Here is a 26,311-nt window from a genome sequence, read left to right as displayed (position 1 = left end):
CCGCTCAAGCCGATGTTCGCCTTCACCCCGCTGGAATCCACCCGCAACTACATGGCCCTGATCTGGGGCATCACCCCGCTGCTGGTGGACTTCGCCTCGCACACCGACCAGATGACCGCCCAGGTGGACCGCGTCCTGTACGAACAGGACCTGGTGGACCTGGACGACCTGGTGGTCATCGCCGCCGGCTCGCCGCCGGGCACCGCCGGGTCCACCAACATGGTCAAGGTCCACCGGGTCGGGGACCTGGCCGACGCCGGGTCCGGCAACCTGCGCCGCCGCGAGAAGGTCGGCCCCTGGCCCGAAGCCAAAAAGCCCTCCTGACCCCCCTCGGAAAACTGGTCGGCAGATGCCGTGATTCGGCGGAAACCGGTCAGCAGATGTCCTGCAACGGAAAGCGGCCGGCGGGTGCCCCATTGAGGGCGCCCGCCGACCACTTTCCCGTCAGGCAGAGCAAGTAGTGACCAATTTTCCGCCGCGGGAGCTGCTGGCCGGTTCTTGCTTCCCGGCGTTAGTTCACCTGGTTGATGATGGTTTCGGCGACTTCGCGCATGCTCAGCCGGCGGTCCATCGACGTCTTTTGGATCCAGCGGAAGGCCTCGGGCTCGGTCAGGCCCATCTTGGTGATCAGCAGGCTCTTGGCCCGGTCCACCAGCTTCCGGGTGGTGAACTGCTCCTGCAGGTCCGATACCTCGGCCTCCAGCGCCTTGATCTCCTGATGCCGGGACAGGGCAATCTCGATGGCGGGCACCAGGTCCGCCGGAGTGAAGGGCTTGACCACGTAGGCCATGGCGCCGGCATCGCGGGCGCGTTCCACCAGTTCCTTCTGGCTGAAGGCGGTCAGCAGCACCACGGGGGCAATCCGCGCCTTCACAATCTGCTCCGCGGCGGTGATGCCGTCCATCACCGGCATTTTGACGTCCATCAGGACCAGATCCGGCTTCAGTTCGTGCGCCAGCTGGACTGCCTTTTCCCCGTTATCCGCCTCGGCGACGACGTCGAATCCTTCGCCCCGCAGGATCTCGACAATATCCAGGCGGATGAGGGTCTCGTCTTCGGCAACAACAACGCGGCGTGCGGGGGTGGGCTCTGTCTGTTCGGACACGGCGGCTCCTTGAAGGCGTTCAGGTGAATCCGTGTTGCAGGTTCACGGAATTAGCCTATCGGCATGTAGAGTAGATTTTCGCACGGATGACACATGATGGTGTTCACAGCTTTTGCGGTGATCACGGCCGGAAGTCGTCCTCAGGCCCGAGTGGCGGAATTGGCAGACGCACCGCACTCAAAATGCGGCGCCGAAAGGTGTGTGGGTTCGAGTCCCACCTCGGGCACAGTGTTTCCCCAAGTCTGGGGCTTTTTCTTCTTCGAGTGTGTGCACTTTGTGCACGGATTCCTCTGACTTCTGGTTCGGGACGTTGTGCGGGGTCCCGGCGGGCTATGGAATTGTCCGGGGCATGGCCGCTGCCGGGCCGCGGTGCGCCAGTCGGCAGTCCTGCTAGTCACCGCGTCCTGATCCCGGCAGCATGTGTGCCGCCGCAAGGTGCCCCGGCCGGGCTTTCCCGCCGGCGGGGGAGCGACCGGGGAATGTCGCGTTTGGGGACCGGTGAATTCATGCGGTCGTTGCAACGAGGGGCACTTCGGGGTCCAACAGTAGCCGCTGCATGGCTTGTGCTGGGCTGATTCCGCCGAGAATCTTGCGGGGGCGGGCGTTCAGTTCGGCTGCAACTTCCAGCAGACGCTCCGGGGCGTGGACGGACAGGTCGGTCCCTTTGGGGAAGTACTGCCGCAGCAGGCCGTTGGTGTTTTCGTTGGAGCCGCGTTGCCAGGGACTGTGCGGGTCGCAGAAATAGATGTCCATCTTCGTCGCCAGGGTGATCTCCCGGTGCCTGGCCAGCTCGGTGCCCTGATCCCAGGTCAGGGACTTGCGCAGGTGTGCCGGGAGGGTGGCAATCACGGCCAGGAGCCCGTCGCGGACGGCCGGGGCGCCGTGGTCATCAGGGAGATGGACGAGCATCACGTAGCGGGTCTTGCGTTCGACCAGAGTGGCGATGGCCGACCGGCAGTTCGATCCAAGAACCAGATCGCCCTCCCAGTGCCCGGGCACGGCACGGCCGGCGACCTCGGCGGGCCGGTCGCTGATCAGGACCATGTCAGGGATCTTTGATGGGCGTTTTCCGGTGCGTCCGCGAGGCCGCCTCACCGCCCGGCCGGTGCGCAGATGCTGGTGCGCAGCCCGCCGCGCCCCTGAACAAACAGGGCCTGGTAGATGGTTTCGTGGGACACCCGCATCCGGCTCTGGTCGGGAAAATTTTCATCGAGGTGGAGACTGATCTGCTCCGGGCTCCACTTCACGCACAGTTTGGTCTGCACCAGTAATGCCAGCTCGGGATAGTCAAACTTACTGGCCTTCGGCCGGCGTCCGCGGAACTCTGCCCGCTTCTGCGCGGCATGAGGAGCATAAGCACCACGTGCGCTGCCGTTGCGCCGCAGCTCACGGCTTACGGTCGACGCCGACCTCCCGATACCCAGGGCAATGGAACGCACCGAGGCACCGGACAACCGCAGATCTGCGATCTGCAGCCGTTCATCCAACGACAGATACCGCCCCGAGGGTTCCGGGCGCCTCCGAGGTATCCGTCCGCCGGTTGCCAAGCGCCAACGCCGCCCTGTTTGTCTGTTCACACCCACAGCATCACACGCCGCAGTCAATGTGGAACCTCCGGCCATCAACACCCAAAACGCGGCCTGCATACCCGCCAAATCCCGTCGGGAAACCATACACAACACCTCACATCAAAACACGGCGTTGCGACGACCCTTTGAACTCGCCACCGGCTTATGCGAACCCCGGCCTACCCGCCAGAGCCTCTCCGGCCATTTTCCCTTATGCTATGCGCCACACGCCGGAACGAGGCTATAGGCGACGGATGGGGTTGGCAGCCAGCAGGGAATTGCCATCGCGGACAGAATGTACCGTCATCAAGGACATGAGACTGTCCGCGTTTGTCTCCGGGCTGCGAAACGTATCGTCGTCCCACCTATGGCAGGGGCGGGCCCCCGTGCCGATGGTAGTTTTGGGAGGGTGAGCACCGTTGGAAATGAGCGCAGACCTGGCCTGGTCGGAAGTGGGGGCAGCGCTCAGGAAAAGGCACCGCGCCAGTCGCTGCGCGAGCTGCAGAAGCAGTTGACGCGGGAGCGGTTGATTGAGGCTGGCGCGGAGGAGTTTCGGAGCCGGGGCTACAACGAAACGACGGCTGAAAACATTGCCAGTGCAGCAGGTGCCAGCCGGGCAACCTTCTACGTCTATTTCCGGAGCAAGGCTGAAGTTGTTGCCGAGATCATGCGGCAGGGGGCGCCAGAGGTGCTGGCTGCGTACCGCCGGCTGGACGAGATTGAGAACCCGGATCTGGAGAGCATCGTGTCCTGGCTCGGGGACACCTTTGCCCTGTGGCGCGAGAAGGCCCGGGACTTTGCCACTATGGAGCAGGCGCTCGCGAATGATGATGTGGTGACCGATACTTGGATCTCCGTCCTGGGGAACAGCTACAAGGTCATGCCGAGGACGTTCTCCCGGTTTACGGATCCGGACGAGCACGAGCGTGCGCGGCTGCACCTTCTGACCCTGCAGATGGCGCTGGACCGCATGATGTATTTTGCCGTTATTCGTGAGCGCCCGGTGGATATGGTCAGTCTTAAAGAGGTGCTCGCCGCCCAGTGGCTCGCCTTCCTCTGCAGGGGTACAACAACTCAGTGAGTGTCCCTGCCGGGGCGGGGACACTCACTGATTGGATGTGGGCGGCTTCCTTGCAGCCTTCCTGGGATGCTGTCCGCTCGAGGCAGCCGACCGCCCGGGAATGGTTTCGCTTGCATTCGGTGACCAGTCGGTTGTTATCGGCGGAGCTTGTCGGTGTAGCCACCCTGTATCTGGAAGAGCCGCGCTTCGCCGTCGACATCGCTCAGACCAGGGGGATGGATGGTTCTGGATTCATTAGTGGCGGAATCACCGTCGTCGCCAAAACCGATTTTCGGGTATTGGGAAATGAAGTCAAGGGGTCTTGCCGGTGATAGAGCTCCAGTCTCGTGCTTCCTTCCAGAGAGACGCAGACACCCCCGAGCAGTGTGTACCTGCTTGTTAGTGGCTGGAAATTTCCGTGAGGCGCACGCTCTTGGACAACGAGAAGGCGGCGGCGACCGCAACCAGGCAGACGATAGCGGCGGTGATGAAGCCTATACCGTAGTTTTCGGCCAATGGCAGGGGGGCCTCCGGCGTGGTGTTGAGTCCGATGATTGCGGCATAGATGGCCGTGCCGATGGACGAGGAGGACAAGGCGATGGCGACATAGAGGGAGGCCGTACCGGCGCCCCTGCCTTCCGGTGCTTCGGCGGCGATGACGGAGATGGCTACGGTGAGCACGGTTGTGTAGGCAATGCCGTAGAAAAGAATTCCCACGACGACAGCCCACAACTGGGCGTGCATGAAGTACAGCCAGATGAAGGACAGCGTCAGCAGGATGGCACCGGCTGCAAGCGGTCCGCGCGGCGGGATGCGGTGGAGCAGCCGCGGGACGTAGAGCGAAACAACAATGCCGGCGGCGGTCATCGGGATGAACAGGAAGCCTGCCATCAGCGGATTCAGGCCGAAGCCATAGCCCGCCAATCCCGCCGGAGTCAGGGCCCAGCCCATCACAAAGTTGAAGATCATGATGCCGGCGGCGCCCAGGGCAACAAAGACAAGGTAGGCCGGCAGCAGGCGGGTGCTCAGCAGCAGGCTGACATCGACCAGCGGCTGCTTGCTTCGGGACTCTGCCACGAGCGCCAGGACCAGCCCGACGATCCCTCCGATGACCCAGATCAGCGTGGCCGTGGAGAAGAAGCCCCAGGCCGTGCTCTGGCTGATGCCGATGCACAGGGCCGTGAGGGACAAGCCCATCAGGACGACGCCGGTGATATCGATCCGCCGCTTGGCACCGCGGTTGCGCAGCACGGCGTCCGAATCGGATCCCCAGAGCAGCATGCCCACCAGGCTGAGCACGGTCAGTACCGCGCCAATCCAGAAAGTGGTGCGCCAGGTGGCGCCCACAACCACCATCAGGCCGCCCAGGCCGAAGCCGAACGTGACCCCGATTGCCTGGCCGCCGGCGATGATGCCGATGGCCTTCTTGCGGTCGAAGTTGGACAGCCGGTCATTCATGATGCCCACTACCAGCGCCTGCCCGGCCATGATGCCGGTCAATGCCCGGCCGATCACCAGGACGGCGAACGTGGTGGCGAGGGCCGAGATCACGTAGCCTGCCAGGATCCCGAGAATGCAGAAAATCATCACCTTGCGGTGGCCGAAAACATCGCCGGCCTTCGACAGCAACGGGATGGATGCCGCGCCCATCAGCAGGGTGGACAGCAGTGCCCAGGAGACCTGGGCTGGGGTCAGCCCGAGGTCCAAGCTCATCGACTGGTAGAGCGGGATGGCCATCATGGCGCCTACTTCATTGAGCACCTGGAGGCTGGAAAAGGTGATGGCCATCAGCATTCCTGCGCGTTTCCAGGGAAGTGTTCCCCGGGCCTCCTGCAGTCCGGCCGCTGCGGTCGGAGTTAGTGGAGCAGACATGTTTCTCCTCGTAAGAGAGGTCTTTGGGACCCGCTGAAAGGGGCCGGCGTGCCAAGGCTCGATCGGCGAGCTGAAGTTGCCGGCATGGAAAGAGGCAGCACAGCGATGTGACGCGCCTCATAAAGAGTGACGGTGATCAGCATATCGATAGACATGTGTCTGGCAATAGGACTTCCGGATAACTTTTATATCGTCATCCAGAATTTCGCTAGACAGGTGTCTAACAACGTGCGAGACTGAGTGCCTTCGATCACAGTTCGTACCGTCCCGGTGGGATGGAGGATGGCAGGACAAAATGAATCTTGACGGCAAAGTAGCGTTCATTACCGGAGCGGCGTCCGGAATCGGCCTGGCTACGGCGCGGGCCTTCGCGGCGGCAGGAGCGTCCGTGGTGGGCGCGGACCTGTCCGAGGATGCGCTGGCCAAGGAGTTCTCGAAGATCCCGGGTTCGCTGGCCATTGCCCTGGACGTGACGGACAGTGCCGCCGTCAACGATGCCTTTGCCAAGCTGGATGCGCAGTTCGGCCGGCTGGACGCGGTGATCAATGCCGCGGGCGTGAACGCGCCCAACAAGGCCGCCAACGACAAACTGGTTGAATCCAACGTCCGTTCCTTCCGTGCCGCGCAGTCCGGCGAGGAGTACTTCCCGGATTTCCTGGGCGACATCAGTGACGAGGACTTCCGGCGCGTGCTGGAGATCAATCTTTTCGGCCCTTTCTACGTGATGCGCGCCAGCGCGCCCCTGCTCAAGCGCACCGGCGGCGGCGCCATAGTGAACGTCTCGAGCTCCGCCGCCCTGCTGGGCGTGCCCATGCCGCTGTACTACCCGGCGTCCAAGGCCGGGGTGCTGGGCATGACCCGCAGCGCCGCCGCGGAGCTGGCTCCCTTCAACATCCGGGTCAATGCGATTGCCCCTGGCGCAGTGGACACCCCGCTGTTCCGCCAGCAGCCCGCGGAAATCACCGGCATGCTGATCGGGATGCAGCCCATCAAGCGGCCCGCGGCCCCGGAAGAGATCGCCGAAACGCTGCTCTTCCTGGCCAGCGACTCCGGCGCCTACTACACCGGCCAGACCCTCTCGCCGTCTGGCGGCCTGCACATGTAGCAGCCCCGCACTGCCGCAACGTACGACGGCGGCCGGCTGCCGCCGTCGTACGCCCCGGCTTTGTACTTCCGGCCTTTGTGCCACCGCAGAAAGCCAACGAACTGCAGGAGTGTGAACATGACCCACGGACTGAATCCAGAAGCCCTCGATCTGCTCGAGTCCACCATCCGCAACGACATCAGCGCCGGCGACTATGATGGCGCGCGCATCATCGTGGCGCGCCATGGCGACGTGGCCCTGGACGCCACGATCGGCTGGGCCGACCGGGCCGCCAACCGCGAAATGCAGGCGGACAGCATTTTCCGCGTTCTGTCCCTGACCAAGGCGTTTACCAATGCGCTGGTCTACCAGGCCATCGGCGAGGGCAAGCTGGCCCTGAGCACCCGGGTTGTCGACGTGATCCCGGAATTCTTCGGCCCCTCGCGCTTCCGCATGCTGCGCAAGGACAAGGTCAACCTCGCGCACCTGCTGACGCACCGCTCGGGCATGCCGGCCACCCCGGAGCCGTTGCCCACCGAGCAGCTGGGCAACCTGGCCAACACCATCGAGGCGATCTGCAACCTGGACGTCATCCACGAGCCCGGCACCAACCTGACCTACTCGCCCGCAATCAACCACGCACTGATGGGCGAAATGCTCCGCCGGGTCTACGGTGCGGACTCGTTCCGCGATCTGGCCGAGAAAAACCTGTTCGGTCCGCTGGGCCTGACGGACACCCGGTTCGGCCCGCTGGATGAGTGGAAGGACCGCATCGTCCCGCTCAAGGCCTATATCCCGGACGACGGCTGGCTCTCCGCGCGGGATGTGGAAATCCTCAACGAGGCAGTGGACCAGGATGCGGAGATGCCGTGGGTGGGATCGGTCAGCACCGCCGCCGACGTCTTCACGTTCGCCGAAATGATCCGCCGGAAGGGCGAGTTCGCCGGGCGGCAGCTGATCGCCCCGGCAGTGCTGGATGCTGCCACCACTTTGCAGACCGGCGACATGACCAATGACCTGTACGCGATGATCGCCCGTTCCCGCGGCTGGGAGGAACCCAAGGGCAACTTCGGCCTGGGCTTCTCGCTCAGCGGCACCGGCACTCATGCCTCCTTCTTCGGACCGTTCACCAGCCCCCGCACCCACGGCAACTACGGCGCCGGATCCACGCTGTTCTGGATCGACCCGGAGCGGGACATGACCTTCGTCTGCCTCACCGCCGGCGTCATGGACGAAGGCGACAACGTGCTGCGCTTCCAGAAACTCTCCACCATCGCCGCCTCCGCGGCCCTTTGATTGGAATATCCGCCAATGAGCACAGAAACCACGCGCCTGCGCGAACGCGGGCCGCTCGCCCCGGAGTTCGACCCGATGGGCGACGATTACTACCGCGACCCGGCGCAGCACTTCGCCGATGTCCGCGAAGGCACCCCCACCTTCTTCTACCCCTACCTCAACGCCTGGATGGTCACCCGGCGTGCGGACGCTGAGATGATTTTGCCGGACTGGCAGAAGTTCTCCAGTGCCAGCAACGCCGGACTCATCACGGTGCCTGAGAAGCACGCGGAGACCATGTCGGCGGAGCTGATCTCCCGAATCCTGGTCGGCTCCGACCCGCAGGGCCACACGATCGCCCGCCGAGTAGCGCAGAAGGGCTTCCTGCAGGCCCGGATGGAGGCGCTCCAGCCGCAGATTGAAGAGCGCGCGCACCGGATCATTGACCGGATCGAGGCCGACGGCGCCGCGAACCTGATGGACGCCTACTGCCTGGAACTGACCACGCAGACACTGATGGCGCTGATGGACCTGCCGGCTGAGCTGGAGCCCATGATGCGCCAGCTGCGCGATGACTTCTTCCAGGTCCTCGCCAGCGCCCAGGAGCCGTTGCCGGAACCGCGCCGCACGGAGGTCTGGGACCGCTACGTTGCCGCCCAGCTGGTGCTGCGCGGGATTGTCCGCGACCGCCGCGAGAGCCAGGCCGATGACCTGATCTCCGTGATGGCGCGCGACAAGGACCGCGAGGGCAACTATTCGCTCTCCGAGGCGCAGATCGCACTGCACCTGGGCGAGTTCTCCGCGGCCGGTACCGACACCACCGCGCAGGCGATGGCCAATGCCGTCATCTTCCTCAATGACACTCCGGCCGCCCTCGCCGACGCCAAGACCGATCCGGCTCTGTGGCAGGCCGTCTTCGACGAAACCGTGCGCCGCCGTCCGTCGTCGACCTTCGCCTCGCGCCGGGCGAACGTTGATGTGACCATCGGCGGCGCGGACATCAAGGCCGGGGACATGATCTGGCTTGCGCTGGCCAGCGCCAACACCGATCCCGAATACTACGAAAACCCGTTTGAGTTCGACATCCACCGCGAAGACCCGCGCGACCATCTGGCCTTCACCAAGGGCCGCCACACCTGCCTGGGCCAGCCGCTGGCCCGGGTGCAGGGAGCCACCGGCCTGAAGGTGCTCTTCGAGCGGCTGCCCAACCTGCGCCCGGCGAAAGACTGGGGCCTGGACTTCATCCGCATGGCGCTGCTGCCGGTCCGGCGCAGCCTCGACGTGGAGTGGGATGTTGCCGCGAACGCGCCGCAGCATGCGGTCGAGCGCCCGGAGGATCCCACCGCCACCCTGGAGTTGCAGGTCAGCGAATGCCGGCAGGAATCCGACGGCGTGCTTTCGCTGACCCTCGTTGATCCGGCCGGAGCACCGCTGCCGGAATGGCACCCGGGGGCGCACATCGACGTGCATGTAGGGGACTACGTCCGGCAGTACTCGCTGTGCACTCCCGGTGGCAGCCAGGACAGCTGGCGCATCGGCGTGCTGAACGAGCCGAACGGACGCGGAGGCTCACGGGCCATCCACGAGACCGTGCGGGCCGGCGGCACCCTGACCGTGAGCCAGCCCCGGAACAACTTTGTGCTCCAGCCTTCCAGGAAGTACGTCTTCATCGCCGGCGGCATCGGCATCACACCGATTCTGGCCATGGTGGGCCAGGCCGATCGTGCAGGCGCGGACTGGACCCTGGTCTATGGCGGCCGGTCCCGGGCCACCATGGCATTCCTCGGTGAGCTTGAACAGTTCGGGGACCGGGTCCGCATTGTCCCTGAGGACACCGACGGCCGGGTGGACTTCTCCGCGTACCTGAAGGACATCCAGCCGGAAACGCTGATCTACTGCTGCGGGCCGGAACCGCTGCTCAACGTGGTGGAGGGCGCCTCGGCGCACTGGCCCTCCGGCAGCCTGCACGTGGAGCGGTTTGTGCCCAAGGAGATTGATTCCAGCGGTGATGTAGCTTTCGAGGTCGAATTCGTGGACAGCGGCGTCACGTTGACCATTCCGGCCGACAAGTCCATCCTCGAGGTGGCCGAGGAAGCGGGCCTGCCGGCATTGTCCTCCTGCAACGAAGGCACCTGCGGCACCTGCGAAACACCGGTGGTAGCCGGAGCCGTGGACCACCGGGACTCCATCCTGACCGACGAAGAAAAGGCCAGCTGCGACAGCATGTTCATCTGCGTTTCGCGCTCGCAGGGCGGCTGCCCGCTCAAACTGGCCCTGTAGGAAGGACATATGGACTCCGCACCGGAGCCCACGGCACAGCAGCCTGCGGGCGGGGACTCCTCGCCCGCAGGCCTGACCTGGGGCATCAAACGCAGTTTCATCAACTACATCTCCCGCCTGCCCGACGGTTCAGTCACCGCCCAGGACGGCGCTGCGATTGTGGACGGCAGCTTTTTCCGCTTCGAGTCCGACGGCGGAGAGCATGGTTCGCTGAGGACGGCGGGGGTCCTCAGGTTCCGCGGCCAGGTGCAACTGCGCGGGCACTACGGCATGCTGTCCGTCCTGATTGCCGATCCGTGGATTGAATTCGACAACGGCGCGGCGGTAGTCAGCATCGTCGACGTGCGGCACTGGCCGGACCGGAGCAAACGGGTGCCCCTGCTGCAGTTGCCTTCGGCCCGGCTTGTTGCCGACGGCGCCTGTCACTTCCTGCCGGAGACACCGGCCCGGCTCACGTCGGAAGGATCCGTCATGTTCAACGAGCAGTATCAGCCGGGCGAAAAAATGGACCCCGTGGCTGTGGTGCTCCAAGGGCCGGACAGCCGGTGTCCAACCGGGTGACCGCCTGCGCCGGGTCAGCGCGAACGCTTGGCCCGCGGGCCAAGCAGCACCTCGATGAACTTCATGCCGACGTCGGAAAGTTCCCGCTGCGAGCTCCACAGCGCTACGACGTGGAGCGGGGGCAGCGGCGGATCCACATGGCGGGTGACCACCGTGGTCTTGGCGATCTGCTGGATTTCCGGCGGCATGATGCTCATGCCCATGTCCGCGGCGACCAGCGGCAAGGTGGTCTGCAGGCTGGTCACGGCCTTCATGCGCGGCAACGTCAATCCGTTCTCTAGCCAGTAGTCCACCATCAGTTCGGTAATGCCGGGGACTCGGATGGAAGGCGAGGGCAGCAGCCAGGTCTCTTCCATCAGGTCGTCCAGCGTGATCGGCTTTGGGGCATGCTGGAAGCGGTTGGGCAGTACCGCGGAAAGGGAGAGCTTCGAGATCGGTTCGACCGCCATGTCGTCCTGGTACATGGTGCGCAGCTTCTCCGGCGCGCCTGTGGCAACAATGGCAATGTCGAGGCGCCCCGAACGGATGCCTTCGGTCACCGTCTCCGGCTGGACGTCCGTCAACGTGACATCGGCATACGGGGAGACATCTCCGAAGCGGGCCAGCACGCGCGGCAGGTACGCCCAGGCAAAGGGCAGGATGACGGCCAGATGCAGAATGCCGCTGAGGCCTTTGCCCTGCCGGCTGAGCTCGCGCGTGAGCTGTTCCGTTTCGTCGACCAGTCGCCCGCCCTTCTGCAGCAGCAGTTCTCCGGCCCTGGTGGGCACGATGCCGCGCGCACTCCGTTCCAGCAGTTTCACGCCGAGCTCATCTTCGAGATTCTTCAGTGCTGCGCTCAGCGGCGGCTGCGTCATCTGTAGAACCTTGGCGGCCTTGGAGATCGATCCTTGCCGCGTGATCTCGAGGAAGTAGCGGATATGGCGAATGTCCATACTCTGAGTGTATACCTCACCACTTCATCTTGTTAGAAAAATATGGCCGTGTTGCTTGCATCACCCTACTGTGGTTGCCAAGCGGTGATACCCATCACAGGAGAACAGCAAGGAGGCCACATCGTGAGCGTCGAGGCAAACACGCGAATCCAGGATGACTGGAACCCCATCCAGGTGACCGACTACCCGGCAGAGTACGACAGGCTGCGCGCCCAGCGTCCCCTGGCGTACACCAGCGATTACGACGGTTTCTACGACTTCATGCGGTACCAGGACGTGCAGAAGGGCTCCCGTGACTGGCGGACCTACGCCAGCGGCCAGCCGTTCCTGGAGTTCCCCGAGTTCATGCGGTCCATCCCCATCCAGGAGAACCCGCCGACCCATACCTTCTTCCGCAAGTTCCTCGCCCGGTACTTCACGCCCGAGCGGGTGGACATGCTGATCCCGGATATCGAGGAGATCGTCGCTGCGAACCTGGATCCGCTGATCGAGGCCGGCGAGGCCGACATGATCGAACAGTTCGGGGCTATCGTCCCCCAGCAGGTCCTCGCGAAGTTCATGCTGCTGCCCGATGACGCCTGGAAGACCATGGCGGCCAGCCTCGCCAAGGCCGACGCGGTCCGACACGACATCGAAGCCATGCGGGAGGTCAACAAGAACCTGTGGAACCCCACGGTCGAATCGCTGATCGAAGACCGCCGCGCCAATCCGCAGGACCCGAGCATCGACATCATGTCCGGCGTACTGGAACTGGAACCCGAAGGCCGCCCGGTAACCCAGGAGGAAGCCGTGGCCATCGGCGTCCAGATCTTCTCCGCCGGCGCCGACACGACAACGGCGGCCATCGGATCCATTCTGTCCTACCTGGGCAGTCACCCGGAGGCCCAGGCCGAACTGCGCAGCAACCCGGACCTGATCGAATCGGCCGTCGAGGAACTGCTGCGCCTGGCCCCGCCGCTGCACCACACCGGCCGCAAGGCCACCAGGGACGTGAAGGCCTACAGCATCACCATTCCCGCTGGCGCCAAGGTGGGGCTGAACGTGTACTCGGCCAACCGCGACGAGGACAAGTTCGAGCGAGGCAACGAGTACGTCGCGGACCGCTCGCCGAACCCGCACCTGACCTTCGGCCACGGACCGCACCAGTGCATGGGCGCCCCGATTGCCCGGGCAGAACTGCAGACCATGCTGCGCCAGATCCTCGCCAAGACCAGCCACTTCGAACTGGCCGCAGAACCCGTATCCAACGGAAGGCCGTTGCGGACCGGCTGGAGCCACGTCCGGGTCCGGTTCGAGAAGTAAGGAGAAGAACAATGACTGCCCAAACCCTTGAGCGCACCCAGGCTGCCGTCACCCGCATGCCGTTGCAGGTCCGGGCCAAGCGCACGGCCTCCGACTGTGTGGTAGAACTCGAACTGGTCCATCCCGGCGGCGCGGAGCTTCCGGCCTGGGAGCCGGGAGCGCATCTCGAAGTGCACCTGCCCTCCGGTCTCAGCCGCCAGTACTCCCTGTGCAGCAGCCCGGAGGACAGCGCCGCCTACCGGCTGGGAATCCTCAATGAGCTCGCGAGCCGCGGCGGTTCCAGGTTCGTCCACGAGAAACTCCAGGAAGGCGACATCATCGAGGTCTCCGGACCCCGGAACAACTTCGCTTTGGTAGAATCGCCGGCCTACCACTTCATTGCGGCAGGCATCGGCGTCACCCCGATGATGCCCATGGTGGAAGCAGTCGAACGCGGGGGCGCCGAATGGAAGATGACGTTCATGGGCCGCTCCCGGACCTCCATGGCGTTCTGGAAAGAGCTCGCCGACAAGTACCCGGGCAAGGTCAACATCCGGCCCGACGACGAATTCGGGTTCCCGGACCTGGCCGCACTGCTCGGTGAGCCGGCCGAAAACGTCAAGATCTACGCGTGCGGCCCCGAAGGACTGCTGCGCGCACTCGAAGGCGCCACCGGCGATTGGCCCGAAGGAACGCTGCATTTGGAGCGCTTCGCACCGAAGGATGCGGGGGCCCTGACCGCGGCCAAGTCCTCCTTCAAGGTCAAGCTCGCCCTCAGCGGGATGGAGATCGAGGTACCCGAAGACCGCAACATCGTGGAGGTCGCCGAGGAAGCCGGAGCGCCCGTCATCTTCTCCTGCATGGAGGGCACCTGCGGCACCTGCGAAACCCGCATCCTGTGCGGCGAAGCGGACCACCATGACTCGATTCTCACCGATGCGGAAAAGGCGGCGAACGAGATGATGATGATCTGCGTCTCCCGCGCCAAGTCCGATGTCCTCGAACTCGAACTCTAGACAGGCCGGAGAGGCAAGATGAGCAACAAAGAACAAGAGCCCGTCCTCATTGTCGGTGCCGGTCCCGTCGGCATCCTCAACGCCCTGGGCCTGGCCCGGGCCGGCGTGCCGGTGCACGTGTTCGAACGCGGCGACGAGGTTGCCCAGGCTCCCCGCGCCATGGTCTACCACTGGTCCGTGCTGGACGGCCTGGAGCGGCTGGGCCTCTACGAGGACGCCGTGCAGCGCGGCTTCCTGAAACAGGACTACACCTACAAGGTCCACAAGACCGGCGAGGAAATCCGCTACGGCCTGCAGTCCCTCGAGGGCCTGGTCAAGCATCCGCACAATCTGCACATGGGACAGAACGTGCTGGCCGAGCTGGCACTGGAACATCTGGCCAGGCACCCGCACGCGCGGGTGCACTGGGGCCACAAGTTCACCGGCCTCACTCAGGGCCCGGATCAGGTCACCGCCACGTTCACAACCGACGACGGCGATGCCACCTTTACCGGTTCCTGGCTGATCGGCGCGGACGGGGCCCGCAGTGCGGTCCGCGAGAGCCAGGGCATCGAGTTCGAGGGCTTCACGTGGCCGGAGCGGTTTGTGGCCACCAACATCCGCTACCCGTTCGAGGCTGCCGGCTACGGCCAGACCACCATGCTGATCGACGACCGCTTCGGCGCGATCATTACCAAGATCGACAACAGCGGCGATACCGGACTCTGGCGCTACACCTACTGCGAGAACGCGTCACTGCCCGTTGAAGAGGTCGAGGCCCGCATGCCCGGCTTCTTCGCCTCCATCGTGGAGGATCCCCAGAACGTCCTGGTCGAGGCCTACTCGCCCTACAGCATGCACCAGCGCGCCGCAGCAACCCTGCGCTCCGGACGGGTCCTGCTCGCAGGCGATGCGGCCCACGCCACCAATCCGACCGGCGGACTGGGCCTGACCAGCGGCCTGTTCGACACCTATGTCCTCTCCGAGGCGCTCGCCGCCGTCGTCAACGGGGAAGCCGAGGAAACCGTGCTGGACGAATATGCCAGCGAACGCCGCCGGGTCTTCGTGGACGTGGTTAACCCCGCCGCGAGCAACAACAAGCGGATGGTTTACCACTCGTCCGATCCGGTCCGGCTGGAGCAGGATCTGGAGGAACTGCGCCGGCTCACCACTGACGAGGACTATGTGGTCAAGCGGCTGATGTTCCCCAAGTCCCTCGAAACCCCCTCACTGATTGGAGCGTGGTAACGGTGCCAGGCATCGAAAGCGTCACCGGCCGCACCGCCGTCGTCACGGGCGGGGCCAGCGGCATCGGCTTCGCAATGGCGCAGCGCTTCCTCCAGGAGGGAATGAGCGTCGCGATCGCGGATGTCGAACAGTCCGCGCTGGACAACGCCGTCCGGGAACTGTCCGGCCTGGGAGCCGTGATCGGGCTCCGCACCGACGTCCGCAAGGTCGAAGATGTGGATGCACTGGCCGCAGCGACGCTGGAAGCGTTCGGCCGCATCGACGTCGTCTGCAACAACGCCGGCGTGGAAACCGGCGGCAGCTTCCTGAGCATCCCGGAGGAGGCATGGCGCTGGGTGATGGACGTGAACTTCTTCGGCGTACTCAACGGGTGCCGTGTGTTCCTGCCGCTCCTCGAAGCCCACGGAGGCGGACACATAGTCAATACCGCCTCGGTAGCCGCGTTCAACTCCGGGACCGCGACGATGACACCCTACTGCGTCTCCAAGTTCGCGGTGCTCGCCCTGAGCGAGTCCCTCGAAATCGAGCTGCGTACAGCCGGCAGCAAGGTAGGCGTTTCGCTGCTGGCACCGGGGCCGGTCAAGACGCGCATGACGGAAGCCGAGCGCAACCGTCCGGCAGACGTGCCTGCGGCGACGGAGCCGGCACGGGTGGCCGTGATGGAGCGGCTGGCCGCCACCACCGCGGAAAGCGGCCTGGAGCCCGCCGAGGTGGCCGGCAAGGTTCTCGACGCGATCCGCACCAATAATTTCTTTGTCCTCACCCATCCGGAGATGGCACAGGCCGGAGTGCAGCGCCGGCTCGACTGGATGACAACGGGCATCCCCCCGGTAGCACGTCAGGCCGGATCGTAAACTGCAGAACCGTTCACTAAGGAACCCATCATGACTGAAACCATCATCGAGGCACCGGTCTCCGACTACGATGCCTTCGCTCTCGAGTCCCTCCACGACGTCCACCGGTACGACGGCGAACAGCGCGAGATTGCTCCTGTTGTCTACATGGAGAAGTACGGCTACTACGCGATCACCCGTTTCGCGGAGATCCAGAAGGCACTCCGGGACTGGCGCACCTTCTCATCCACGGACCGCCCGTTCTACGCGCCCTCACCGTTCCGGCCGCGGACCCTGATCCTGGAGGACCCGCCGGAGCACACGGCCTCGAAATCCGCCGTCTTCAAGGTCTTCGACACGGAGAACCTGGCCAGGATGTCCGAGTATTTCAAGGCCGAAGCCGAGAAACTCATTGACGGCCTCCTCGCCGATGGCCCGGCGGAGATCAACGCGTACAACGATCTGTCCGTGAAGTATGTCCTCAAGGTCTTTCCCGATGTGCTGGGCCTGCCCGAAGAGGGGCGCGAGCTGCTGCTCAAGTTCGGCGACGCCGTTTTCAACGTGTTCGGCCCGCCCAGTGACCTGCAGGCAGCGAAGCTGGCCAGCGGTGCGGAGGCAATGGAATGGGTCGAGGCGAATACCGCCCGCGACCTGCAGCGCGAGGGCGGCATCGGCTGGCAGCTCTACTCCATGGCGGACGAGGGCAAGATCTCCGAGCACACGGCCCAGCAGATCCTGAAGTCCATTTTTGCCGCCGGTTTCGACACCACCACGGCGTCCATCGCCTCCATGATCCGCGCCTTCGCGGACAATCCCGGGGAGTGGGAGAAGCTGCGGGCCAATCCCGAACTGGTGGACAACGCGTGGGAAGAAGCCATCCGCTACTACCCGGCCTCCCGCTACGGCGGGCGCCACGCGGTCAAGGAAACGGTGCTTGGCGGCGTGCGCATCCCCGAGGGCGCGAAGATCCTGACCATGTGGCTCGGCGCCGGTCGCGACCCGCGCCAGTACGATGCGCCCAACGAATTCCGGGTGGACCGCGACCTCAAGGGCGGACACCTCTCCTTCGGTTTCGGCATCCACACCTGCGCCGGCAACCAGGTGGCGCGGCTGGAAGCCCGCACCCTGCTGCGAGCCATGGTGGAGCGCATCGAGAAGATCGAGCTGGTTGGCGAACCCCGCAAGACCGTCAACTACCAGGCCTTCGGTCATGACTACGTGCCCGTCCGCCTCGTTCCGGCGCAGTCCGCCTAGGACCGGCCATGGCTGAGCAGGCCGCCGTGCCGCACCAGAGCGCTTCGGCGCGGACGGTGCGGACCGGCGGATTTTTCCTCCCGGGCGACGTCCAGGATTCCGACGGCGGAGCGTGGCAGCTGGGCCCGTCGTGGGTGCAGTGGGAAGCTCCGCCCGAGGGAACGGCGAAGAAGCCCTGGGTCTTCGTGCACGGGGGCGGCGGGCAGTCCACGGACTGGCTGGGGGTCTCCTCCGAAGCACCCGGCTGGGCGCCGCAGGTGGTCGAGGCGGGCTTCCCGGCCTATCTGCTGGACAGGCCGGGCCACGGCAGATCGCCGTATGACCCGGACCGTCTCGGTGCCCGCACCGGATTTCCGGACTATGCCGGTGCGGCCAAAGTCTTCGTGCCTGAAGGGACGACGGCGGCCAACACCGCCTGGACCTGGGGGCGGGCGCCCGGCGCGGCGGAGCTCGATGCCCTCGTGGCGTCATCGGCCGGCATGCTCCTGGATACTGCATTGGGCCAGGAGCTGGATGCCCGGCGGATCGTGGATCTGCTCCGGCGGACCGGTACGGCTGTGCTGGCGACCCATTCGGCCGGCGCGGCCGGTGGTTGGCTGGCTGCCGCCCGTTCTCCGGAACGCGTCCGCGCAGTCATCTCCGTTGAACCCATCGGCCCGCCGTTCCAGGACCTCGGACCGCGGGGCAGGCTGGAGCACGGCGTGGCGGCCGTGCCTTTTCCGTCCGGTTCCGGCCGGAAGCCGCTCGACGGGCTGCCGGTCCTGGTGGTCTCCGGAGAAGCATCCGGCAGGGCCGGCAACGATGCCGAAACGGTTTCCTTCCTTGAACGTGCCGGGGCCCATGCTTCACACCTGCACCTGGGGGCGGCGGGGATCGGCGGCAACGGGCACGGACTCATTTTCGAAAGCAACACCCAAGCCGTCCTGGAACCGGTCCTGGAATGGCTGGCCGGGATTAACCTGAGCTAGGAGCACGCAATGACGCAAGCTACGCATTTGTCGGCACAGCAATCGAAGACGCCGGGCACCAACCGGCGCATGTGGGGACTGGACTCCCCGAAGATGGACATCGACGCGGCCCACCTGGTGGTAGGGGCAGAGGGCACGGTCCGGATTCCGCTGCCCGCGTACCTGATCGAGCATGAGCAGGGCCTGGTCCTGTTCGACACGAGCATGAACCCGCTGGTCTGCGACGATCCGGGACTGGTCTATGAAGAAGGCCGTCCGGAACGGGACATGATCATCGGTGATCCAGAGCAGCGGATCGACCGGCAGCTGGCCACGCTCGGCTACCGCCCCGAGGACATCACGCACGTGATCCTTTCGCACACGCACTCGGACCATGCGGGCGGTCTGTACCTGTTCCCGCAGGCCAAGTTCTTCGCCGGCCCGGGGGAGCTCCAGTGGCAGGCCGGCCATGGCCCGTCCACGTCGCACCTGTTCAACCCCACGGATTTCTCCGATGAGGTCAAGGCCTTCGACTGGAATTCGGTCCAGGCCCCCAGCCAGGACCTCTTCGGCGACGGATCCATCATCATGCACCACACCCCGGGACACACTCCGGGCGAACTGAGCGCCCTGGTGAGGCTGCCTTCCCGGAACATCATCCTCACCGGCGATACCGTACACCTGCGCGAGGCCGTGGAATGGGGCGAGGTTGATCCCTCGGACTGGGACTACGACGAGGAACGGGCTTCGATCGCCAAGCTCAAGCAGCTCCGGGACTCAGAGGACGCCAGCCTCTGGATCGCCCATGATCCGCGCGACTGGGAAGACTTCGGCGGTCCGCTGCAGGAAATCGCCTGATGGCACGCCTGCTCTTCGACTACCGCTGCACGCAATGCCGGGCCGACATCGAACTGTTCGTGCCGACGCCGGCGCCTCCGACCACGCAATGCCCGGCATGCGAGGGCGAAGCCCGACGGCGGTACACCAGCAAGGGGCTTGCCCTGAGCGGTGAGGGCCTGCAGGCCGTAGCGCCCGCATCCGGCGGGATCGATTGCCGGGATAATCCGGACGTACCGGGGCTCTGCCACGTGGCACCGTCGGCCCGCCGTCGCCTGATCGCACGGCACCGTGGCGATGTGGACACCTACGAGGCGGAAACCAAACGGCAGACCCGCGAATTCGAAGCAAAAGGTCCCGCCAAGCTCCACCAGGTCATCAGCCACAGCCACTGAAATAGCAACAAGTTCCGTGCTGGGCCCCTCCTGGGGTCCAGCGCGGTTCTGTCATGCGGCTGGGCCAGCCCTCGCAATCACGGAAAAGAACTGTCCGGCCAGCTGAAGCAGCTGGCCGGACAGTCCTTTTAATTTTTTTCGCAAAACGCTCTATCACGTCAGCCGTTATGTCCGGCCCAGCGGGCAATCTCCGTGTGGTCGGCTGTTGGGTCAAGCTCTCCGGCGGCCTTGGTCCACAGCTCAACCGCGCAGCTGCCCAGCAGGCTCGGCCGATGGATGTCCTCGGCGAGCTGGGTAGCGATACGCATGTCCTTGAGCATGAGTCCCAGGCCAAAGCCGGAGTTGTAGCCGCCCGGGAGGACAAAGTTCGGCCACTTGTTCTCCGTGGATCCGCTGCGTCCGCTGGAGGAATTGAAAACGTCCAGCATTGTCTGGGGGTCCAGCCCGAATTCCTGTCCGGCAACCATGGCTTCCGACGTCGCCAGCAGGTGCGTGGCTGAAAGCAGGTTGTTGAGGGCCTTCAGCGCATGCCCGGAGCCGACTGCACCGGTGTGGCGGACGCGGCCAAGCACCGAGAGCACGGGGGAGAGTGCCTCAATGGTCGCGGCGTCGCCGCCGGCCATGATGGTCAGGCTGCCCTTCTCAGCACCGCCGACGCCGCCGGAAACCGGGGCATCAACCAGTTGAGCCAGGTTGTCGGCAGCCAGGCGCTCGGCGAGGGCACGCGTGCGCAGCGGCTCCGAAGAGCTCATATCCACGATGACCGCGGACGCGGGCAGGGCGGCGGCGACGCCGTCGTCGAGCAGGACCGATTCGACAATCGCGGAGTTGGGCAGCATCAGGATGAGGACGTCGGACGTGGCCGCGACGTCGATGGCGGTAGCGACGGCGGTGCCGCCGGCCTGCTCCAGCCGGGCACGGTTCTCCTGCGAGAGGTCAGTGCCTGTGACCGTGAAGCCGGCATCGACCAGGCGGCGGGACATGGGCGTCCCCATGTTGCCCAGGCCGATGAAACCAAGGCGTGGTCTAGGCAGGGACTGCTCAGACATTGACGCTCATTTCCTTCAGGGTCGCTTCGGCGATTCGGAAGGACTCCAGTGCCGCCGGGACGCCAACGTAGATGGCAGTCTGCATCAGCACCTCCTGGATCTCCTCCGGGGTACAGCCATTGTTGATTGCACCCTTAACATGCACGGACAGTTCGTGCCCGCGGTTCAGGGCAGTCAGCATGGCAAGGTTGATCATGCTGCGGGTCTTGCGCTCCAGTCCCTCCCGGCTCCACACGGCTCCCCAGCAGTATTCCGTGACCAGTTCCTGCATCGGCCGGGCGAACTCGCTCACGTTGGCCAAGGAGCGCTCCACGTGCGCCGCGCCGAGCACTTCCTTGCGGATCTCCAGGCCTTCCTGGAAGGTTTGTTCGTGACTGTGCTGTTTTTCCATTTTCTTGTCCTGTCCTAGGAGGTTTTGGTGGCGGTGGCAGTGCTGGGACCTGCCGGTGGCAGGACGATGTCGAACCTCGCCCGCGTCCATTCCCGGCCCCCGAGGTCGCGGCCGTCCGGCGTGGGTGTCCCCGCCGGCTGCGCCGCAAACTCCTTGATGAGGGACTCCTTGACACCGAAGACCGAATCGCGATCAAGATACTTGCAGCCGTCGACGAAGATGTGGGTCACGAGGGTGCGTTTCTGCGGAGCGGAGACCATGAAGTGCAAGTGGGATGCCCGGATGGGTGACCGGCCGTAGTGCTCCAGCATCTGGCCCACCGGTCCGTCGTACGGAATCGGGTAGGGGGTCGGCGTCAGGCCCCAGAACGAGTAGCGGCCGTCTTTGTCTGCGAACAGATGTGCTCGGGCAGCCGTCCTGCCGTCCGAGCACTGGACGTCGTAGAAGCCGTCTTCGTCGGCTTCCCACACCTCGATGCGGGCGCCCGGCAGGGGATTGCCGTCCGTGTCCCGCACGGTGCCCTCGACCCAGCACGGCTCTCCGGCTGCGCCGCCGGCGATGTCTCCACCGATGTCGATCTGCGGGGCGTTCTCGACGAAGAACGGCCCGAAGACGGTAGCTTCGGTCGCATCGCCGACGGCTTCGTTGTTCACCGCGATGGTCTGCATGGAAGCCCCGAGTACATCCGAGAGCAGGACGAACTCCTGGCGGGTGTCCGTGGTGATGTGGCCGGCGCGGGTGAGGAATCCAATCGCCTTGGACCACTCGTCTTCGGTCAGCCGGATGTCGCGGATGAATGCATGCAGATGCCGCACCAGCGAGTTCATCACCTCGCGGTCGCGGTCGCTGCCGCCGGAGGCGAAGGAGCGGATGACCTCTTCCACCAGTGCCTGCTCCCGGACTGCCTGTTCGGTCTGTGCGGTAGCCGGTGGTGCTGCGTCGATGCTGTCGATACTCATTGACCTGCTCCCTGAATCAGACTGCCGGCGGTGCGGACAGCCGGAGTGTCTCCAACGAGCGCGGAGCGGAGCAGTTGTTCCATGCGGCTCTCGGTGACTTCTGCAGGGTTCGACGGCGGCGCCGCCTGGACGATCCGTTTTACCGCCTCGGGAATATCGGCTTCAGTGAAACCGTAGTCCTGCAGGGCGGTCGGCGCGTTCAGCGTGGCGCGCAGGCTGTTGAGCAGATCCACAGCTTCCAGAGCCGGGTCTTCCCCCGGGAGCGGGATGCTGCTGCCGGCCATGCCGGCGCGCAGCGCGCCCGCCAGCCGGGCGGCGGCGTCGGGCGCTGCCGGACCGTTGAAGGCCAGCACGTACGGGAGCACCGTCGCGTGGGTTTCGGCGTGCGGCAGGTTGAAGGTTCCGCCCAGCACATGGCAGATCTTGTGGTGCAGGCCGGAGCCGGCGGATGCGAAGGCAACGGCGGAGAGGTAGGCGCCGTAGAGTGCTGTTTCCCGTCCCTCAATGCCGGTCGGATTCTCCACTATGCGGGGGAGCCCGTCGGCCAGTGCACGGACACCCTCGGCAGCCATGGCCTGGTTGATCGGGTCGGCGCGCGGAGCCCAGAGGGAATCGACGCAGTGGGCCAGCGCATTCAAACCCGAGGAGACGGACAACGCGACGGGCAGACCAAGGGTGAGTTCGGCGTCGTAAATCACAGCTGTTGGGAGGACACGGTCGTCAGCGCCGGTGGTCTTGGTGGCGCCTTCGGTAAGGCCCCAGACGTTGGTTGCTTCGGAACCCGCGTAGGTGGTTGGCACCGCGATAATGGGTATGCCCGTGGTCAGCGCCACGGCCTTGGCCAGGCCCGTGGTGGAGCCGCCGCCAATGCAGACAATCAGGTCGATACCGGCGTCGGAAGCGGCTTCCCTGGCCCGCTGGGCCGTCTCGATCGGAACATGCTGGACGACGTCGGAATGCCACAGCTTCACCTCGATTGAGGCTGTCGCGGTCTCGGCGAAGGTGCGTTCGAAATCCGAGGCAATGCACATCACGTTGCGCGCGTCATGCCGGGCAACTTCCTGAGCCACGTGCTCGGCGGCGCGGCCAGATCCGAAGAGCACCCGTTGGGCCAGAGTGCTGTGTTCGAAATGCATGTTTTCCTTTCGTGGAGGGGTGGGGACGCGGCCGGGCTAGCCGACGGCCAGCGGGGCGGCCACCCCGTCGAGGAGACTGCTCGCGGCGTCTTTCCGGGTCCGGGCGAGGACGGCCAGGCGGAGCAGGCAGAACAGCGAAATCACCAGCGTTGCGGCGACGAAGACCGGTACCGCGTAGATGTTGCCGGTGGCAAACAGGAGCCACGTGGCGATCATCGGGGTAAAGCCCGATCCGACGACGTTCGCCAGCTGGTAGCCCAGGGACATGCCGGTGAAACGGACTTCCGCAGGGAACGCATCGGCGAACAGCGCAGGCTGCATGCCGTAGCAAATGGTGTAGAGCCAGCCGAAGCCGACGGCATAGGCAATTCCGATAAGCAGCGGCTGTCCGCTGGCTACGGCCCAGAACATGAAGAAGATGGAGGCAACGGCGGCTATGGAGCCGATAATGGTGAGCGCCCGGCGGCCATGCCGGTCGGAGAGGTGCCCGGAGAGCAGGATCATCGGGATCTGGATGGCGAAGGAGAGCATCGTGAAGGTCAGCATGGTGGAGGCGGGGATCCCCATGTCGTTCTGGCTGTAGCGGACCAGGTACGTCATGACGACGACGGAGAAGGCGCCGAATCCCAGGAAACCGCCGCCCACCAGCAGCACGGCCTTGAGGTTGTGGCGCAGGACTGAGGCAATCGGGACCTTGACCTCGCGGCCCTTGTCCTTGGTCGCCTGGAATTCCGGGGATTCCGCAATTTTAAGCCGGATGAACATGCCGACGATCACCAGCACGAAGCTGAACAGGAACGGCAACCGCCAACCCCACGACATCAGCTGTTCCTGGGGCAGGAGCGTGACCAGCAGGAACACGGCATTACCGAGCAGCGCACCGGTAGCCGGACCCACCTGCGGGATGGCGGCGAAAAGCCCGCGCCGGTTCTCCGGCGCATATTCGAACGCCATGAGAATGGCGCCGCCCCATTCACCGCCGAAAGCGATGCCCTGGAGGAACCGCAGGCCGGTCAGGATGACGGCGGCCCAAATCCCGATGTGTTCGAAGGTCGGCAGCAGGCCGATGGCAAGGGTGGCCAGGCCCATGAGCAGCAACGTGATGACGAGCATCGGCTTGCGGCCGATCTTGTCTCCGTAGTGACCGAAAACGATGGCGCCGAGCGGACGCGAAATATAGCCGACGGCGAGCGTTCCGAAAGTGGCCAGTGTCGCTATGAACGGGTCATTGTCCGGAAAGAAAAGCTGCGGAAAAACGAGGGCAGCGGCCAGGCCGTAAATCGAGAAATCGTAGTACTCGATGGCATTGCCGGCGAGACTGGCGCCCGCAACACGGCGCAGTGCCGTGCGTGGAGCCTCGCGTTTTTGGGTGGGGAGCGACACGTGCTTCCTCCTTGAAGGCAGTTGTCTGAAGACGGATTCCGACCCCCAGTTGTGGGGTAGGTCACTGCGATACTAGGAGGAGGTGCACATACGCTACAAGTAAGTCATAGGCAGCACGTATACGCTTTAGGTATGGGTACGTTCCCTAAGCCACGATGCGGATGAACAAGGGATCCAACTCCTGACCGGCGGGATACTGCTGGTTGAAGACTTCCGACCCAGCCTCAGTCAGTGCGACGTCGACTCCCTGCCAGACCAACGCGCCCGGAGCGCTTTGCGGAGCAATGGGCCGCATTGTCCCCAGGACGATGCGCTGAAGCCCACTACCGTCGTCATTGGTTGTCGAGACGGAGAGCTCCGCCTCATCCACACGGAACTCGATCCAGGGGTCCAGCAGGCGGACGAACATCATTCCTTGATGGCCGGCCATGCGTACGTCGCCGCTGAAACGCAAGGTGCCTGTCGACGAGGACGGCCCGTAGTCGCTGCTGTCGGGTGCGAAGTTGAAGAGACTGGAGGCGACAACGTTCGCGCCGTCCGCCGCCGAAACAGCGCCGTCAGGCAGTCGCGTCAGGTAGCTGATGAAACTGCGCTTGACGCCCCACGTCAGGCCCAAGGGTGGCAGGTGGTCCTGGATTACGCATTCCGCATTCATACACTGTCCTCGGATCGACATAAGGCATTGCGCCCCAATTCAATGAGGATCTCGGCGCTCCTGCATCCTAGCAACACAGCCGCGGCGGAATGTAGCGGGAGGCTGCTGCCGCGGTTCGTTTCCGCTACCTCCATATGCAGGCGCCCAAACCCCTGCTGCTGGGCAACGCACAAGCGCCGATAAACGGCGATATGTAGTCCACAGTCATTCGGCGACCCCGGGGCACCGAAGCCTCTGTGCGGCCTGGAGGCGTCCTGGTGAGGGCGGGAATCGGGGTGCACAACGTGCACACTTTCGCCGTCGTACTGCTTCGTATAGCGGCCGGACCGGGCCGGATCCGGCAGGTTTCCGCTGGTGCCCTGTGTTCGCGGGGGCCGGAAGGCGGTTCGAGTCCCACCTCGGGCACAGAGTTTCCCCTAGTCAGGGACTTTTTCTTCGCCATGTGAGTGCACTTTGTGCACTGATCCCTCTGCCTTTGGTTCTGGGGTGTGCGCAGTCCCGGCAGGCTAGGGAGTTGTTCGGGGCAGGAATCCCGGATGCCTGACCGGGGGGTTTCCTTGCGTGTTCGGGGGTGGATCCCTTCTGCTCTACCGGCGCCGGCGGTTTTCCTGCCGACACCTATCCATGCGTCAGGGTGGCTTCAGAGACATGACCGGAGCCAGTCATTTGCGGAAATAATCCGGTGGGACGTCAAATGCCTGTCCATGAGTGCGCTGTTGACACAGCCGAAACGACCGCCTCCGTAACGCCGGAGGGAGAGCATGCCCGTTCGTTGTCGGAGACTTTGACATTGGTGTGGCAAGGGCCATGAAAGGTGCACGCTAACAGCGTCCCTGGCCTGAAGGCGAAGGTCGGCACGAAGAGCGCCCGCACCGGACTGTACTCCGACGCGCTGACCATCCCAATGCTGTACCAGGTCCTGCGGGTACGCCCTGTTCGACACCGCGGACGACTACTTACTCAAGCGGGTGGAGATCTATATCAAGCGGGTGGAGATCTATTCGGCCCGCTACGGGAACCTGAGGACGTGGCCGCTGGAGGAGGCCCTGGAGACGCTGGCCGGGGAGCCTGTCGACCTCGAGGACGAGCGCCGGGTCGTGCTGGCGAAGCTGGTCTCCGTCTCCTGGCAGGCCGCCGGACCTTGCAGGCCGGCCGCAGCGAACGCGGCCTTCGCCTGACAGCCGCCGCAGATCCGGTCAGGCCAGCCAGCG

The 26,311-nt window shown here is 64.8% G+C and carries 24 protein-coding genes, 1 tRNA gene and 1 pseudogene; 16 read left to right on the top strand and 10 right to left on the bottom strand.

The window, feature by feature from the left end; translation table 11 throughout:
* Window positions 1-324: pyruvate kinase alpha/beta domain-containing protein (locus ACFQ36_RS08250; protein ID WP_377012462.1), on the top strand; the 324-nt coding region annotated here is incomplete at its 5' end.
* A gap of 187 nt (window positions 325-511) precedes the next feature.
* Here the strand turns inward: ACFQ36_RS08250 and ACFQ36_RS08245 are convergent.
* Window positions 512-1,105 carry an ANTAR domain-containing response regulator gene (locus tag ACFQ36_RS08245; RefSeq protein WP_377012460.1) on the bottom strand — a complete coding sequence of 198 codons (594 nt, stop codon included), beginning with the start codon at window positions 1,103-1,105 and terminating at the stop codon, window positions 512-514.
* 144 nt (window positions 1,106-1,249) lie between these two features.
* Between ACFQ36_RS08245 and ACFQ36_RS08240 the strand changes: the two genes are divergently transcribed.
* Window positions 1,250-1,331: transfer RNA gene (locus tag ACFQ36_RS08240), tRNA-Leu, on the top strand.
* A 278-nt stretch (window positions 1,332-1,609) separates the two neighbouring features.
* Here the strand turns inward: ACFQ36_RS08240 and ACFQ36_RS08235 are convergent.
* Window positions 1,610-2,652 (bottom strand): annotated as a pseudogene (locus ACFQ36_RS08235) (IS30 family transposase).
* 430 nt (window positions 2,653-3,082) lie between these two features.
* On the opposite strand from ACFQ36_RS08235, the gene ACFQ36_RS08230 reads away from it, so the two are divergent.
* Complete coding sequence (locus ACFQ36_RS08230; protein ID WP_377012459.1) at window positions 3,083-3,754, top strand: TetR/AcrR family transcriptional regulator; 672 nt, start codon at window positions 3,083-3,085, stop codon at window positions 3,752-3,754.
* A 378-nt stretch (window positions 3,755-4,132) separates the two neighbouring features.
* Here the strand turns inward: ACFQ36_RS08230 and ACFQ36_RS08225 are convergent, their stop codons facing one another.
* On the bottom strand, window positions 4,133-5,521 hold the full coding sequence (locus ACFQ36_RS08225; RefSeq protein WP_377012457.1) for an MFS transporter: 1,389 nt from the start codon (window positions 5,519-5,521) through the stop codon (window positions 4,133-4,135).
* Window positions 5,522-5,900: 379 nt separating this feature from the next.
* On the opposite strand from ACFQ36_RS08225, the gene ACFQ36_RS08220 reads away from it, so the two are divergent.
* The 4 genes from ACFQ36_RS08220 to ACFQ36_RS08205 all read left to right on the top strand — a co-directional run bounded on the left by ACFQ36_RS08220 (window position 5,901) and on the right by ACFQ36_RS08205 (window position 10,805).
* Window positions 5,901-6,710 carry an SDR family NAD(P)-dependent oxidoreductase gene (locus tag ACFQ36_RS08220; protein WP_377012455.1) on the top strand — a complete coding sequence of 270 codons (810 nt, stop codon included), beginning with the start codon at window positions 5,901-5,903 and terminating at the stop codon, window positions 6,708-6,710.
* Window positions 6,711-6,827: 117 nt separating this feature from the next.
* Window positions 6,828-7,985: a serine hydrolase domain-containing protein gene (locus ACFQ36_RS08215; RefSeq protein WP_377012453.1), complete on the top strand. Its 1,158-nt coding sequence runs from the start codon at window positions 6,828-6,830 to the stop codon at window positions 7,983-7,985.
* A 15-nt stretch (window positions 7,986-8,000) separates the two neighbouring features.
* Entirely contained in the window at window positions 8,001-10,244 is a 2,244-nt protein-coding gene (locus ACFQ36_RS08210; RefSeq protein ID WP_377012451.1) for a cytochrome P450, read from the top strand.
* A gap of 9 nt (window positions 10,245-10,253) precedes the next feature.
* Window positions 10,254-10,805 (top strand): HtaA domain-containing protein, encoded by a 552-nt coding sequence (locus tag ACFQ36_RS08205; protein ID WP_377012449.1) that lies wholly within the window; start codon window positions 10,254-10,256, stop codon window positions 10,803-10,805.
* Window positions 10,806-10,819: 14 nt separating this feature from the next.
* On the opposite strand, the gene ACFQ36_RS08200 is transcribed toward ACFQ36_RS08205, so the two are convergent.
* Window positions 10,820-11,737 carry a LysR family transcriptional regulator gene (locus ACFQ36_RS08200; RefSeq protein ID WP_377012446.1) on the bottom strand — a complete coding sequence of 306 codons (918 nt, stop codon included), beginning with the start codon at window positions 11,735-11,737 and terminating at the stop codon, window positions 10,820-10,822.
* Window positions 11,738-11,860: 123 nt separating this feature from the next.
* Here ACFQ36_RS08200 and ACFQ36_RS08195 point away from each other — a divergent pair, with 123 nt between their 5' ends.
* Genes ACFQ36_RS08195 through ACFQ36_RS08160 form a run of 8 tightly spaced genes read left to right on the top strand, consistent with a single transcriptional unit; the run spans window position 11,861 to window position 19,527 of the window.
* Window positions 11,861-13,039 carry a cytochrome P450 gene (locus ACFQ36_RS08195; protein WP_377012444.1) on the top strand — a complete coding sequence of 393 codons (1,179 nt, stop codon included), beginning with the start codon at window positions 11,861-11,863 and terminating at the stop codon, window positions 13,037-13,039.
* Between the two features lie 11 nt (window positions 13,040-13,050).
* The gene (locus ACFQ36_RS08190) at window positions 13,051-14,034 is read left to right on the top strand and encodes a PDR/VanB family oxidoreductase (RefSeq protein ID WP_377012442.1); all 984 of its coding nucleotides are present in this window, start codon (window positions 13,051-13,053) and stop codon (window positions 14,032-14,034) included.
* Window positions 14,035-14,052: 18 nt separating this feature from the next.
* Window positions 14,053-15,261: an FAD-dependent oxidoreductase gene (locus tag ACFQ36_RS08185; protein ID WP_377012440.1), complete on the top strand. Its 1,209-nt coding sequence runs from the start codon at window positions 14,053-14,055 to the stop codon at window positions 15,259-15,261.
* Window positions 15,255-16,115: an SDR family NAD(P)-dependent oxidoreductase gene (locus ACFQ36_RS08180; protein WP_377012438.1), complete on the top strand. Its 861-nt coding sequence runs from the start codon at window positions 15,255-15,257 to the stop codon at window positions 16,113-16,115. The genes ACFQ36_RS08185 and ACFQ36_RS08180 overlap by 7 nt, the downstream gene beginning before the upstream one ends.
* A 30-nt stretch (window positions 16,116-16,145) precedes the next feature.
* Window positions 16,146-17,348 carry a cytochrome P450 gene (locus ACFQ36_RS08175; protein ID WP_377012436.1) on the top strand — a complete coding sequence of 401 codons (1,203 nt, stop codon included), beginning with the start codon at window positions 16,146-16,148 and terminating at the stop codon, window positions 17,346-17,348.
* Window positions 17,349-17,356: 8 nt separating this feature from the next.
* Entirely contained in the window at window positions 17,357-18,316 is a 960-nt protein-coding gene (locus tag ACFQ36_RS08170; protein WP_377012434.1) for an alpha/beta fold hydrolase, read from the top strand.
* A gap of 9 nt (window positions 18,317-18,325) precedes the next feature.
* Window positions 18,326-19,153: an N-acyl homoserine lactonase family protein gene (locus ACFQ36_RS08165; protein ID WP_377012433.1), complete on the top strand. Its 828-nt coding sequence runs from the start codon at window positions 18,326-18,328 to the stop codon at window positions 19,151-19,153.
* Complete coding sequence (locus tag ACFQ36_RS08160) at window positions 19,153-19,527, top strand: FmdB family zinc ribbon protein (protein ID WP_377012431.1); 375 nt, start codon at window positions 19,153-19,155, stop codon at window positions 19,525-19,527. Before ACFQ36_RS08165 ends, ACFQ36_RS08160 begins: the two co-directional genes overlap by 1 nt.
* A gap of 158 nt (window positions 19,528-19,685) precedes the next feature.
* Here the strand turns inward: ACFQ36_RS08160 and ACFQ36_RS08155 are convergent, their stop codons facing one another.
* From ACFQ36_RS08155 to ACFQ36_RS08130, 6 genes are all read right to left on the bottom strand, one after another.
* Complete coding sequence (locus tag ACFQ36_RS08155; protein ID WP_377012429.1) at window positions 19,686-20,576, bottom strand: NAD(P)-dependent oxidoreductase; 891 nt, start codon at window positions 20,574-20,576, stop codon at window positions 19,686-19,688.
* Window positions 20,569-20,967 carry a carboxymuconolactone decarboxylase family protein gene (locus ACFQ36_RS08150; protein WP_377012427.1) on the bottom strand — a complete coding sequence of 133 codons (399 nt, stop codon included), beginning with the start codon at window positions 20,965-20,967 and terminating at the stop codon, window positions 20,569-20,571. The genes ACFQ36_RS08155 and ACFQ36_RS08150 overlap by 8 nt, the downstream gene beginning before the upstream one ends.
* A gap of 14 nt (window positions 20,968-20,981) precedes the next feature.
* On the bottom strand, window positions 20,982-21,926 hold the full coding sequence (locus ACFQ36_RS08145; RefSeq protein ID WP_377012425.1) for a dioxygenase: 945 nt from the start codon (window positions 21,924-21,926) through the stop codon (window positions 20,982-20,984).
* On the bottom strand, window positions 21,923-23,062 hold the full coding sequence (locus ACFQ36_RS08140; RefSeq protein WP_377012423.1) for a maleylacetate reductase: 1,140 nt from the start codon (window positions 23,060-23,062) through the stop codon (window positions 21,923-21,925). The genes ACFQ36_RS08145 and ACFQ36_RS08140 overlap by 4 nt, the downstream gene beginning before the upstream one ends.
* Before the next feature lie 36 nt (window positions 23,063-23,098).
* Window positions 23,099-24,445, bottom strand: coding sequence for an MFS transporter (locus ACFQ36_RS08135; protein WP_377012421.1), 1,347 nt, complete (start codon window positions 24,443-24,445; stop codon window positions 23,099-23,101).
* 145 nt (window positions 24,446-24,590) lie between these two features.
* On the bottom strand, window positions 24,591-25,100 hold the full coding sequence (locus tag ACFQ36_RS08130; RefSeq protein ID WP_377012419.1) for an HtaA domain-containing protein: 510 nt from the start codon (window positions 25,098-25,100) through the stop codon (window positions 24,591-24,593).
* Between the two features lie 968 nt (window positions 25,101-26,068).
* Here ACFQ36_RS08130 and ACFQ36_RS08125 point away from each other — a divergent pair.
* Window positions 26,069-26,278 (top strand): hypothetical protein, encoded by a 210-nt coding sequence (locus ACFQ36_RS08125; protein WP_377012418.1) that lies wholly within the window; start codon window positions 26,069-26,071, stop codon window positions 26,276-26,278.
* The last annotated feature ends 33 nt before the right edge of the window (window positions 26,279-26,311 follow it).

It is taken from the genome of Arthrobacter sp. GCM10027362 (genome assembly GCF_042679445.1).
In the GTDB taxonomy this organism is placed as follows: domain Bacteria; phylum Actinomycetota; class Actinomycetes; order Actinomycetales; family Micrococcaceae; genus Crystallibacter.
This window is presented reverse-complemented; position numbering and strand designations above follow the sequence as displayed.

Coding starts and splice junctions, on each gene's coding strand:
- ACFQ36_RS08165 (WP_377012433.1), top strand. CDS start 18,326: ATGACGCAAGCTACGCATTTGTCGGCACAGCAATCGAAGACGCCGGGC.
- ACFQ36_RS08170 (WP_377012434.1), top strand. CDS start 17,357: ATGGCTGAGCAGGCCGCCGTGCCGCACCAGAGCGCTTCGGCGCGGACG.
- ACFQ36_RS08215 (WP_377012453.1), top strand. CDS start 6,828: ATGACCCACGGACTGAATCCAGAAGCCCTCGATCTGCTCGAGTCCACC.
- ACFQ36_RS08145 (WP_377012425.1), bottom strand. CDS start 21,926: ATGAGTATCGACAGCATCGACGCAGCACCACCGGCTACCGCACAGACC.
- ACFQ36_RS08160 (WP_377012431.1), top strand. CDS start 19,153: ATGGCACGCCTGCTCTTCGACTACCGCTGCACGCAATGCCGGGCCGAC.
- ACFQ36_RS08185 (WP_377012440.1), top strand. CDS start 14,053: ATGAGCAACAAAGAACAAGAGCCCGTCCTCATTGTCGGTGCCGGTCCC.
- ACFQ36_RS08220 (WP_377012455.1), top strand. CDS start 5,901: ATGAATCTTGACGGCAAAGTAGCGTTCATTACCGGAGCGGCGTCCGGA.
- ACFQ36_RS08150 (WP_377012427.1), bottom strand. CDS start 20,967: ATGGAAAAACAGCACAGTCACGAACAAACCTTCCAGGAAGGCCTGGAG.
- ACFQ36_RS08210 (WP_377012451.1), top strand. CDS start 8,001: ATGAGCACAGAAACCACGCGCCTGCGCGAACGCGGGCCGCTCGCCCCG.
- ACFQ36_RS08140 (WP_377012423.1), bottom strand. CDS start 23,062: ATGCATTTCGAACACAGCACTCTGGCCCAACGGGTGCTCTTCGGATCT.
- ACFQ36_RS08205 (WP_377012449.1), top strand. CDS start 10,254: ATGGACTCCGCACCGGAGCCCACGGCACAGCAGCCTGCGGGCGGGGAC.
- ACFQ36_RS08155 (WP_377012429.1), bottom strand. CDS start 20,576: ATGTCTGAGCAGTCCCTGCCTAGACCACGCCTTGGTTTCATCGGCCTG.
- ACFQ36_RS08225 (WP_377012457.1), bottom strand. CDS start 5,521: ATGGCCATCACCTTTTCCAGCCTCCAGGTGCTCAATGAAGTAGGCGCC.
- ACFQ36_RS08190 (WP_377012442.1), top strand. CDS start 13,051: ATGACTGCCCAAACCCTTGAGCGCACCCAGGCTGCCGTCACCCGCATG.
- ACFQ36_RS08200 (WP_377012446.1), bottom strand. CDS start 11,737: ATGGACATTCGCCATATCCGCTACTTCCTCGAGATCACGCGGCAAGGA.
- ACFQ36_RS08175 (WP_377012436.1), top strand. CDS start 16,146: ATGACTGAAACCATCATCGAGGCACCGGTCTCCGACTACGATGCCTTC.
- ACFQ36_RS08130 (WP_377012419.1), bottom strand. CDS start 25,100: ATGAATGCGGAATGCGTAATCCAGGACCACCTGCCACCCTTGGGCCTG.